The sequence below is a fragment of the Martinezella miluonensis genome (assembly GCF_900094545.1).
In the GTDB taxonomy this organism is placed as follows: domain Bacteria; phylum Pseudomonadota; class Alphaproteobacteria; order Rhizobiales; family Rhizobiaceae; genus Rhizobium; species Rhizobium miluonense.
The window spans coordinates 1-10694 of sequence record NZ_FMAH01000030.1; the positions used below are offsets into that span (position 1 = coordinate 1).

Sequence of the window (10694 nt, forward strand, 5' to 3'; positions counted from 1 at the left end):
GCGCAACGACAAGGCAGTCATAACCCAGTGCTGAAAGCTGACGATACAATCCGTAGCCTGTCGGGCCGGCCTCATAGCAAAAGCACAGGCGTCCGTGACGTCCGGCAAGCTTGTCGACAAATTTGCGCACTGCATCGGCACGGTTGGCGATTTCGCCGTAATAGCGAACCTCGCCTTTGCGGCCTGCTTCCGCCAGACCGATCGCGATTTTTTCCTTACTCACATCCAAACCAACGTAAAGTGCGATATCATCGACCACGGCTCGTCTCCTATGTTTGAGGCTCTGGCTCTGCAGCTAACCCTCGTTCTGAACATAATGCGAGACGAGCCACCCTGCCGGCCAAGGACATGGGGTCTCAACCAAAACCGCTCATGCGATTACCTCAGGGATTAAAATGCGCCGCTTTCTGCTTTCCTCTTTCCTGGCGATCCTCACCGCGTCCGCAGCATCCGCCCAACAAGCGGATCACTATACGGCGACGAGCAATACAGCCATGAGCATCACCGGCGACGTCTGGCTGGACGATTTCAGCATCAAGTTCGAAAATGGCGAGGTGCTCGAATTCTCTGACCTCGTCGCCGATCATTTCAGCGTCGATGGCCGAACCGTGCCGGCATCGGTCTATCGCGTCAAAGAACCCGCCGATCCGGAGTTGCAGAATGGCAATCAACTCTGCGGCTCCGGCGACGTCACTTTCGTCGCGTCGTGGGCTGGTGGATCGGAAATGACGGCAATTGCCGTCTTCACGAGCAAGCGCGCGCCCAAGAGCAGCGCTGAAATGTGCGCACTTTATAACTATGAGGACCCCAAATAGAGTTCGATCAGATAGGCGCTATGGCTTAGGTGGGTTTTACCCGGGTTATGGGGAAGGATTGAGCTGGCGGCAGGCCGAGCGTTAGAATGCGAAGTCTTCCTGCGCAAAACAGCCCGGCTACATGCTGGGGCTGGCTGCATCGGTTTGTTTCCGAGTTCGTATTCACGCGACTTCTTGCAGTGCAAGTTCTCGAGGGCCGTGCGATGCCGGCCCTCGAGAGGTTGCGTCGATCACGCTGCGAACTGGTTCATCGTGTTGTGCTCGCCACCGGCCTTTAGCGCAGCCTCGCCGGAGAAGTAGTGCTTATGGTCGTCACCGATGTCGGAGCCGGACATGTTCTGGTGCTTGACGCATGCGATGCCCTGCCGGATTTCCTGACGCTGAACCCCGGCGACATAGCCGAGCATGCCTTGGTCGCCGAAGTACTCCTTGGCCAGATTGTCGGTCGAGAGAGCCGCCGTGTGATAGGTCGGAAGGGTGATCAGATGATGGAAGATGCCAGCGCGGGCGGCTGCATCCCGCTGGAAAGTTCTGATCTTTTCGTCCGCCTCGGCCGCCAGCTCGGTTTCATCATATTCTACGCTCATCAACCTGGCTCGATCATAAGCCGTAACGTCCCTGCCCCCCTGCTTCCACGCGTCAAAGACCTGCTGGCGGAAGTTTAGCGTCCAGTTGAACGAAGGCGAATTGTTGTAGACCAGCTTCGCATTGGGAATGGCCTCGCGCACCCGGTCGACCATTCCGGCGATCTGCTCGATATGAGGCTTCTCCGTTTCGATCCACAACAGATCGGCGCCGTTCTGCAGGGCGTTGATGCAATCGAGCACGCAGCGGTCTTCACCCGTACCCGGGCGGAACTGGAAGAGGTTGGAACGCAACCGCTTTGGCCGGACAAGCTTGCCGCCGCGATTGATGACGACATCGCCGTTTAGGCTTGTCGCATCGGCAATCTCCTCACAATCAAGGAAAGAATTGTACTGGTCGCCGATATCTCCCTCTCTGGCGCTGAAAGCGATTTGCTTCGTCAGGCCGGCGCCGAGCGAATCCGTGCGGGCAACGATGACGCCATCATCGACGCCGAGCTCGAGGAAGGCGTAGCGGCAGGCGCGGATCTTGGCGACGAAATCCTCGTGCGGAACCGTGACCTTGCCGTCCTGGTGGCCGCACTGCTTTTCGTCGGACACCTGGTTTTCGATCTGCAGGGCGCAGGCACCGGCCTCGATCATCTTCTTGGCAAGAAGATAGGTCGCCTCGGCGTTGCCGAAGCCCGCATCGATATCGGCAATGATCGGGACGACATGCGTCTGAAAATTGGCGACCTGATGCTTGAGATTGGCTTCGCGGACGCCTTCGCCGGCGGCGCGTGCCTTGTCCATCTCGCGGAAGAGCATGCCGAGCTCACGTGCATCGGCCTGGCGCAGGAAGGTATAGAGCTCCTCGATCAGCGCCGGAACGGAAGTCTTCTCATGCATCGACTGGTCCGGCAGCGGGCCGAACTCCGATCGCAATGCTGCGACCATCCAGCCAGAGAGATAGAGATAGCGACGTTCGGTGGAACCGAAGTGCTTCTTGATGGAAATGATCTTCTGCTGACCGATAAAACCGTGCCAGCAGCCGAGCGATTGTGTGTATTTCGCCGGATCGCGATCATAAGCTTCCATATCCTTGCGCATGATGGCGGCCGTGTAGCGGGCGATGTCCAGGCCTGTGCGGAACCGGTTCTGCAGGCGCATGCGGGCGACCGCTTCAGCCGTAACCCCAGTCCATTGCGGGTTCGACCCGATCAGCTTCCCGGCGCTTTCGATCAAGCTTTCGTACGACATGGTTCCTCCAAATTCGTCATGTTGCGATGCAAAAGACATATGACGGGATTTTCCCTCATGGGAGAGCAAACGAAGTCAACGTGTCAAACTTTACAAAGATATCTTGTAATGTTGTAATGCCGCTGCACTGGGAGGAGATCGCGTGGAAAAGCAAGGCGTCTATCTTGGACCGCGGCTGCGTCGCCTGCGGCGCGACCTGGGCCTCACACAGGCGGACATGGCCGCGGATCTGGAAATATCACCGTCCTATATCGCGCTGATGGAGCGCAACCAAAGGCCCGTTACCGCCGAAACGCTCTTGCGGCTGGCAAAGGCCTACAAGATTGATTTCAATGAATTCGCCAATGATGCGGGGCCTGATCTGGCAAGCCGGTTGCAGGCGGTGGTGCGCGATCCGATCCTGGCGGATATCGATTTTGGCTCGCTGGAAATTACCGATGTCGCCCATAGCTTTCCCGGCTTTGCGGAAGCCATGCTGCGGCTTCACGCGGCCTATAAGGAGGAGCAATTCGCCATCGCCGATTACAGGCAGGGAGCGTTGGAAGACGGCATCGCCGGCGATCCGGTGGCTGCGGTTCGCAACTTCCTTTCAGCGCGGAGGAACTGCTTCCCGCTGCTCGATGCTACCTCCGAAAAACTGTCTGCCAAAATCGCCGAAACGGGCGGGCTTGTCGCCTATCTGAAAACACAGCACGGTCTGCGCGTCCGGCGCATGCCGTCCGATGTCATGACCGGCTCGCTGCGACGGCTCGACTGGCACCGAAAAGACCTGCTGCTGGATGAAGCGCTTGATGTCGCCAGCCAGAATTTCCAATTGGCGCAACAGCTTGCCTACCTGGAATTCGAGCAGGACATTCAGGCGGCGGTCAATGAAGCCAAATTCGAGAATGACAATAGCCGTCGGCTGGCACATAGGGCGCTGGCGGCCTACTGCGCCGCCGCCATTATCATGCCCTATGCGGCCTTCGCCCGAGCCGCCGAGAACCGGCGCTATGACATTGACATGCTGTCGCGGCAGTTCGGTACCAGCTTCGAGCAGACGGCACATCGTATGACGACGCTGCAGAAGCCGGGACAGGAGCGCATTCCCTTTTTCTTCATCCGCGTGGATGCCGCCGGCAATGTTTCAAAACGGCTGAACAGCGGTACCTTTCCCTTTGCCCGCCATGGCGGAGGCTGTCCGCTGTGGAGCGTTCATCAGGTTTTCACCACCCCGCGCCGGATCGTGACCCAGTGGCTCGAATTGCCGGACGGCCAGCGCTTCTTTTCGATCGCGCGCACGGTGACCTCCGGGGGCGGAGGTTATAATATGGCGACCGTCGAGAGAGCGGTCGCCCTGGTCTGCGAGGCTCAATATGCCGAACGGCTCGTCTATAGCCGCAACCACCAGCAGGCAAATTCTCCAACGCCAATCGGAATTGCCTGCCGTCTCTGTCATAGGACGGCGTGCACCTCACGCTCGGAGCCACCCATTGGCCGGCAAATTCTCGCCGACACGTTCCGCCGGCCTGAAGCGCCTTTCGGTTTTTCCGATTCATAGGGCGATGGAACCGCACCGCTTCGCCGAATCTGAGGATCGGGATACCTCTCCATGGCCGACGATACATTGTCAGACGAGAACGTCATGGCCTTCACGTCCATCCGATATCCCAAAGGGCGAGATCATCGCAGAAACTTCCGGCACATTTTCTTAAAGCGAGACTGCTTCCTCGCTGAGAAAGCGCTGGAGACGCGGCACGATGAAATCGAGGAAGACGCGGACGCGTTGGGGCATTCGCGCGCCGCCGAGAAAGACGGCGTGTATCTCTTCCTGATCGGGCTCGATGGCGTCGGAGAGAACCTCGACCAGACGACCGGCGGCAAGGTCGGCTCGCACATGATAGTCACCCATGCGCGCCAGCCCCACACCGGCGAGCGCCATGCGTCTGACCGTCTCGCCATTATTGGCAAGCAGCGAGCCCTTCACCACGCGGTCGACGATCCGCCCGCTTTCCTTGAGCGGCCAGACCGGAGCGAGACGACGGAAGTTGAAACCCAGGCAATTGTGCCGGGAGAGATCCTCGACCTTGCGCGGTGTCCCGTATCGGTCGAGATAGGCAGGCGAAGCCACGATCTTTCGGCGAGCCGTGCCGATGTGACGGGCGACCATGCCGGAATCGGGGAGCCGTCCCACCCGGAACGCGATGTCGGTCCGGTCCAGATAAAGATCGACGATCTCGTCCGACAACGAGAGATCGATAACGATATTGGGATAGGCGCCCCAGAATTCCGGCAATAGCGGCTCCAGGCCCAGTACTCCGAGCGCAACCGAGACGTTGACCCGGATCGTGCCGTCAGTCGCGGCAGCCCCCTGGGACAGCTCCCGCTCGATCAGATCGAGGTCCTGGAGGAGCGCCTGGCTGCGCTCGTAATAGATTTGCCCTTCGGCGGTCAGCGACAAGCGCCTTGTGGAGCGTTCGACAAGGCGCACGCCGAGCCGTGCCTCCACGCGCGAGATCAGCTTGCTGACGGTCGACGGAGTCATGCGCAGCAGCCGTGCCGCTTCGGAAAAACTCCTTGTCTCCACCACGCGCAGGAACACCTGCATCTCTCCGGTCCGGTTGTCCATGGCCGCCTCATCTATGATTTTATTTCACAAATGATGTGGAAATCGGACGGATTATCAAGCCCGAACCGGCGCTTTATTTAATCCCTCATGACAAACACATCCGCACTCGACCTCATCCGCGTTCCCAAACGCATGACCCTCGGCATCGAATTGCCGCTTGATAATGACTGGTCGCCGGCCGGCGAAGCACGCCGCGTCGCCTCGGGCCGCCCGCATGGCGTTCCGGATCTTAGCGCCCAGGCCGATCTGGTCCGCAAAGCCGAAAACCTCGGCTTCTCGGCGGTATGGATGCGCGACGTCCCCGTCTTTGATCAGGTCAATATGGGCGACGCCGGCTCCATCCACGACGTCTTCGTCCTGCTCGGCTATCTCGCCGGCATCACCCGGCGCATAGCGCTTGGCACGGCCGCGGTCGTGTTGCCGATCCGCCATCCGATGATGATCGCCAAGGCGGCAGCCTCCGTCGACGCGCTGTCGAATGGCCGGCTGATCCTCGGCGTCGCTTCGGGCGACCGGCCTGTCGAATACCCGCTTCTCGGGCTCGATTTCGAAAAGCGCGGCGAGATGTTCAGGCAGACGGTGGAGTATATCCGCGCCGCCTGGCAGCTCGGCGGTTTGCCCGTCAATGGCAAACGCGTTCCGCAGCTCGACCTTCTGCCCCGGCCGGCGCAGTCAACCATTCCTCTGGTGGTCGCCGGTCAGGCCCAGCAGGAAGACGCCTGGCTTGCGGCATATATGGATGGCCGCTTCGTCTATCCGAACGGTGTCGATCGCCTGCGTGCCCAGGCCGCAGGCTGGGCGGAAGCGACGGCGGACCGCGCAGCCTTCATCAGCGCGTTCCACCTCGATCTCGACAGCGACGCCTCAGCACCGCTCATGCCGATCCGCTTCGGCGCTCGGGGAGGCCGTCACGCCATTCTTACCCATTTCCGGGCGCTGGCCGACGCAGGCGTCGACCATCTCGCGATCAACCTTCGGCAGTCGCGGCGCGCGCCGGCCGAAGTTCTCGATGAAATCGCGTCCGACATCATGCCGGCGCTCAACCAGTGCAATTCGGCCAAAGCCGCCTGACGTTTTCAAAGGAGATTTCAATGCAAACCGTTACCGCTCATGGCGCGGTGATCCCCGCCCTCGGCTTCGGCGTGTTCCGCATGTCGGACGAGGAAGTGGAGCGCGTTATTCCGGCGACCCTCGAAGCCGGCTTCCGCCATTTCGACACCGCACAGATCTATCAGAACGAAGCCGCGCTCGGCCGGGCATTGAGCCGCGCCGGCGCCCGCCGTGAAGATCTGTTCCTGACCACCAAGGTCTGGGTCGACAACTACAGCCCCAGCAAATTTTCGGCATCGGTCGACGAAAGCCTCGACAAGCTGAAAGTCGACCAGGTCGACCTTCTTCTCCTGCATTGGCCTGCTGACAAGGTTCCGGTCGCCGCGCAGATCGACATGCTGGATGCCGTACTGGCCGCCGGCAGGACCAAGTTCGTCGGCGTCTCCAACCAGAACATCGCTCAGATGCGGGAATCCATCGAGCGCTCCAAGGCGCCGATCGTGACCAACCAGGTCGAACTGCATCCCTATCTGCCTCAGAAGGCGCTGGTCGCAGCTGCCAAGAATAGTGGTCTTGCTATCACCGCCTATTACGGCATGGCCGACGGCGCCGTGCCGAAGGATGCCGTGCTACAGCGCATCGGCGCCAAATACGGCAAGAGCGCTGCCCAGGTCGGCTTACGCTGGCTGGTGCAGCAGGGTTTCGTCGCTCTTTCCAAGACGGCAAACCCCGCACGCGTGGCCGAAAACATCGCGATCTTCGACTTCACACTTGATGAAACCGATATGGCTGCCGTCGCAGGGCTTGCACGCCCCGACGGGCGCATCGTCAGCCCTCCCGGCCTCGCTCCGGCCTGGGACGCTTAAGGAACAATCACCATGAACGTCAATATCACAACGGCCGCAGCGACGGCCGAAACATCCTCGTCTGCCCGTTGGGCACTTCTCGCTCTTGCAATCGGCGCCTTCGGCATCGGCACGACCGAATTCTCGCCGATGGGGCTTTTGCCCGTCATTGCCCAAGGGGTCGACGTATCGATCCCGACGGCCGGTCTTCTCATCAGCGCCTACGCCATCGGCGTCATGGTCGGGGCGCCGATCATGACGCTCGCCTTCAGCCGCTTCGGCAAGCGCACTGCGCTGATGCTGTTGATGGGCATCTTCACCATCGGCAACCTGATGTCGGCCATGGCACCGGGCTACTTCACGCTCATCGCCGCTCGGCTGGTCACGAGCCTCAACCACGGGGCCTTCTTCGGCCTCGGCGCCGTGGTGGCAGCGAGCGTCGTACCAAAGGAAAGGCAGGCAAGCGCGGTCGCCGCCATGTTCATGGGCCTGACGATCGCCAATATTGGCGGCGTGCCGGCTGCGACCTGGATCGGCCAGCAGATCGGCTGGCGCATGGCTTTTGCCGGAACGGCATTGATCGGTATCGCCGCAATCGCCGCACTATGGGCCGCCCTTCCGAAGGGTGAGCGCGGTGCTATGCCGGACGTGCGTCGCGAACTCGGCGTGCTCACTCGACCCGCCGTGCTGCTTTCCATGGCAACGACCGTGATGGGCGCGGGCGCCATGTTCACACTCTATACCTATGTCGCCCCTACCCTCGAGACGCTCACCGGCGCGTCCAACAAGTTCGTGACCTTCGGGCTTGCCCTCATCGGCGTAGGCTTCACGATCGGCAACTGGCTCGGAGGACGATTGGCCGACTGGTCGCTCGACGGTGCCACGAAGATATTCCTCGGCGCGCTTGCGGCAATCATGCTTGTCCTGCCGCTGGTTTTCCCCAGCCATACGGGAGCAGCGATCGGTCTTCTGATCTGGGGCGCTGCCGCCTTCGCCATCGTTCCGCCCGTGCAGATGCGGGTGATGGAAGCCGCATCGGAAGCACCGGGCTTGGCATCCTCGATCAACGTCGGCGCCTTCAATCTCGGCAACGCGCTCGGCGCCGCCGTTGGGGCAGGTGTCATCAGCATGGGGCTCGGCTACGCCGCAGTTGCGATCGCTGGTGGTCTTCTGGCGGCCACGGGGCTCGCACTGGTGCTGATCGGCGGTCGCGAGAAATCGAGGCAACTCAAGGTGCGTAGCGCCTGAAGCTGGACTTTTGCGCGTCTTGCAAGCCAAGCCCACGCCGGGCGACGTAGCGAACCTGGTCTATCCGGTCACCTACGTCGCTTCCGGCAGCTCCTGTAGCTGCAAGCTCAATCCGTTCGTCTCCTGGAAACCACCGCTTCCTGCTTTGAAATTCGCGGCCGAGCACCAAGGCAGGCCTAATCTTTCCGAATCACATGGCGCCATCCGAAGATGGCCGCATTTTGCCACTCAATGGCAACGAATCGGAAAGCCTGCCCTTTCGTCCGGCAGGGACTTTACGTCACGGCCGCCTCGGCCGACGAAACACTACAATCTATGCGATACCAATAAAGATGACGCAACCATTTCTGCTCGAGAATGGAGCAGGACGATGGCGCCGACCATCCTTTTAATCAGCATACACCCTAGCAATCATTGCTAAATAAACGTCTCGTAATATATTCGCTTAAAGCAGTTGCCATGTTCTGGTAAGTTACGAACTGCGCCTACACGCTTGATGCGATTGCTGATGCGCAATCTCCGATGCGAATAGGCCAGCTCAAACTGGATGGCGGTCAGACTTTGTGTGGCGGGCACGGGAGGACGAGGCCATATGCCGGAGAACCGAGTGGATCGGTCGCAGCAAGTTCCAGGAGAATCCGAATCTGACAACGGTTTAGAGGCGATGATCTCACTTTGGGACCTCGACCTGAGACTGCTCGATTCTTCCAAGAAGTTTAAGGAGCATATCGGCCTTGCCTCTCGGAAACGGGTGACATTGTGGGAAGCCTATCCGGCGCTTGCCAAGCCGGCGCTTGCCGCGCTCATCCGGCAGGTAATCGATACCGGCGAGCCCCGCACGATCCAGATCGATGTTCCGAAGCAGGGAAAGTGCAATTTCCTTGTCTCTTATATCCGGACGGGGCTGCTGATTATCGAAACCAACCGCGCAAGTGCCGACGGGAGCCTGTCATCCGACGACAATGAAAAAGCCCGGCTCATTCATCAGGCGACACATGATGCCCTGACTGGATTGCCCAATCGTCGCCAGTTCAGCGCGGAACTGGCGCAACTGCTTCCGGCGAGCGGCAGGATCGGGCCTGTGCTCATGCAGCTCGATCTTGATGACTTCAAACCCGTCAACGACACTCTTGGACATGGTGCCGGCGATATCGTGCTGAAACTCGCCGCCGAAAGGATCAGGGAAACGCTGGGTCGGGACGGGACCGTCTACCGGCTGGCCGGGGATGAGTTCGCGATCATCCAGGCCGGGCCGCAGCAGGCCTTCGAAGCAGAAAGGCTGGCGGAAACGCTGGTTACGGAGTTCAAGAAGCCTTTCACCGTCAGCGGCATCTCCCTCTTCGTCGGCGTTAGCGTCGGGATCGCAATTGCACCACGCGACGGTAACGAAAGCGAGCAGCTTATGAAAGCTGCCGACGTTGCGCTTTATGCGGCAAAGAAGGAGGGACGTCGACGGGCGCGCACCTTCGATCCGGGCATGCTGATCGTGGTCGAGCAGAGGGAATTGCTGCGGCGCAGCTTGCGCGTGGCACTCCAGCGGGATGAATTCTTCATCGAATATCAGCCGTTGGTAGAACCTCCATCCACGGTGGTGGGCTTTGAGGCGCTGCTACGCTGGCGGCATCCCACCTTGGGAACCATTCCGCCGGCAGCTTTCATTCCCATGGCCGAAGCCGATGGTCTCATGCGCGAAATCGGCCAGTGGATGCTGGAGGAGGCCTGCCGCGAAGCTCTTGCATGGCCACCGCACTACAGCCTTGCGGTCAACCTTTCGCCGGCCGAGTTCCTGACGCCTGGCCTTACCGATCGCATCTCGCAAACACTCGACATCGTTGGATTTCCTGCCGAGCGCCTGGAGCTGGAGATCACCGAAGGCGTGTTGCTGGAGCGGACCATCAACAATCTGGATACGCTGAACACGCTTAACGTGCTCGGGATACAGATTTCGCTCGACGACTTCGGTACTGAATATTCCTCGCTCAGCTACCTCAAGAATTTTCCCTTCGATACGATCAAAATCGACCGGTACTTCATCAGGGATCTCATGCAGGACACCAAGAGCCAAACCATCGTACGCTCCGTGATCGGTCTTGCGCACGGTCTGGATATGCGGGTGACCGCAGAGGGTGTCGAGACACAGCAACAGGCCACCTGGCTCCACAAGGAAGGCTGCGATCGATTGCAGGGCTATTGCATCAGTCCCCCGCTCAGCGCCGACAGGCTTGATGCCTTCATCGGGCAGGCCACCCGCAGTCAGCCGCCTACCACCTTCGATGAGCTTCGCGCCGAACCGTAAATTTCTGAA

8 protein-coding genes and 1 pseudogene are annotated in these 10694 nt (G+C 60.1%); 6 read left to right on the forward strand and 3 right to left on the reverse strand.

The features are described 5' to 3' along the window. Positions 1-259 (reverse strand): annotated as a pseudogene (locus tag GA0061102_RS21520) (IS110 family transposase); the annotation flags it as partial. A gap of 136 nt (positions 260-395) precedes the next feature. Here GA0061102_RS21520 and GA0061102_RS21525 point away from each other — a divergent pair. Then, on the forward strand, positions 396-815 hold the full coding sequence (locus GA0061102_RS21525; protein ID WP_245298100.1) for a hypothetical protein: 420 nt from the start codon (positions 396-398) through the stop codon (positions 813-815). Between the two features lie 230 nt (positions 816-1045). Here GA0061102_RS21525 and GA0061102_RS21530 read toward each other — a convergent pair whose 3' ends face one another. Then, a complete protein-coding gene (locus GA0061102_RS21530; RefSeq protein WP_092853171.1) occupies positions 1046-2638 on the reverse strand; it encodes an isocitrate lyase in 1593 nt (530 codons plus the stop codon). 142 nt (positions 2639-2780) lie between these two features. Here GA0061102_RS21530 and GA0061102_RS21535 point away from each other — a divergent pair, with 142 nt between their 5' ends. After that, positions 2781-4178 (forward strand): helix-turn-helix domain-containing protein, encoded by a 1398-nt coding sequence (locus GA0061102_RS21535; protein ID WP_092853028.1) that lies wholly within the window; start codon positions 2781-2783, stop codon positions 4176-4178. 150 nt (positions 4179-4328) lie between these two features. Here the strand turns inward: GA0061102_RS21535 and GA0061102_RS21540 are convergent, their stop codons facing one another. Beyond that, positions 4329-5246, reverse strand: a complete 918-nt coding sequence (locus GA0061102_RS21540) for a LysR family transcriptional regulator (protein WP_092853030.1) — start codon at positions 5244-5246, stop codon at positions 4329-4331. Between the two features lie 87 nt (positions 5247-5333). Between GA0061102_RS21540 and GA0061102_RS21545 the strand changes: the two genes are divergently transcribed. The 4 genes from GA0061102_RS21545 to GA0061102_RS21560 all read left to right on the forward strand — a co-directional run bounded on the left by GA0061102_RS21545 (position 5334) and on the right by GA0061102_RS21560 (position 10685). Next, positions 5334-6317: a TIGR03571 family LLM class oxidoreductase gene (locus tag GA0061102_RS21545; RefSeq protein WP_092853032.1), complete on the forward strand. Its 984-nt coding sequence runs from the start codon at positions 5334-5336 to the stop codon at positions 6315-6317. 20 nt (positions 6318-6337) lie between these two features. Beyond that, complete coding sequence (locus tag GA0061102_RS21550) at positions 6338-7162, forward strand: aldo/keto reductase (RefSeq protein WP_092853034.1); 825 nt, start codon at positions 6338-6340, stop codon at positions 7160-7162. 12 nt (positions 7163-7174) lie between these two features. Continuing rightward, entirely contained in the window at positions 7175-8389 is a 1215-nt protein-coding gene (locus GA0061102_RS21555) for an MFS transporter (protein ID WP_208858683.1), read from the forward strand. Between the two features lie 592 nt (positions 8390-8981). Next, positions 8982-10685 carry a putative bifunctional diguanylate cyclase/phosphodiesterase gene (locus GA0061102_RS21560; RefSeq protein WP_092853036.1) on the forward strand — a complete coding sequence of 568 codons (1704 nt, stop codon included), beginning with the start codon at positions 8982-8984 and terminating at the stop codon, positions 10683-10685. Positions 10686-10694 lie beyond the last annotated feature (9 nt).

Bases quoted from the DNA above. Each gene is read 5' to 3' on its own strand.
- GA0061102_RS21525 (WP_245298100.1), top strand. From the start codon at position 396: ATGCGCCGCTTTCTGCTTTCCTCTTTCCTGGCGATCCTCACCGCGTCC.
- GA0061102_RS21530 (WP_092853171.1), bottom strand. From the start codon at position 2,638: ATGTCGTACGAAAGCTTGATCGAAAGCGCCGGGAAGCTGATCGGGTCG.
- GA0061102_RS21540 (WP_092853030.1), bottom strand. From the start codon at position 5,246: ATGGACAACCGGACCGGAGAGATGCAGGTGTTCCTGCGCGTGGTGGAG.
- GA0061102_RS21545 (WP_092853032.1), top strand. From the start codon at position 5,334: ATGACAAACACATCCGCACTCGACCTCATCCGCGTTCCCAAACGCATG.
- GA0061102_RS21550 (WP_092853034.1), top strand. From the start codon at position 6,338: ATGCAAACCGTTACCGCTCATGGCGCGGTGATCCCCGCCCTCGGCTTC.
- GA0061102_RS21555 (WP_208858683.1), top strand. From the start codon at position 7,175: ATGAACGTCAATATCACAACGGCCGCAGCGACGGCCGAAACATCCTCG.
- GA0061102_RS21560 (WP_092853036.1), top strand. From the start codon at position 8,982: ATGCCGGAGAACCGAGTGGATCGGTCGCAGCAAGTTCCAGGAGAATCC.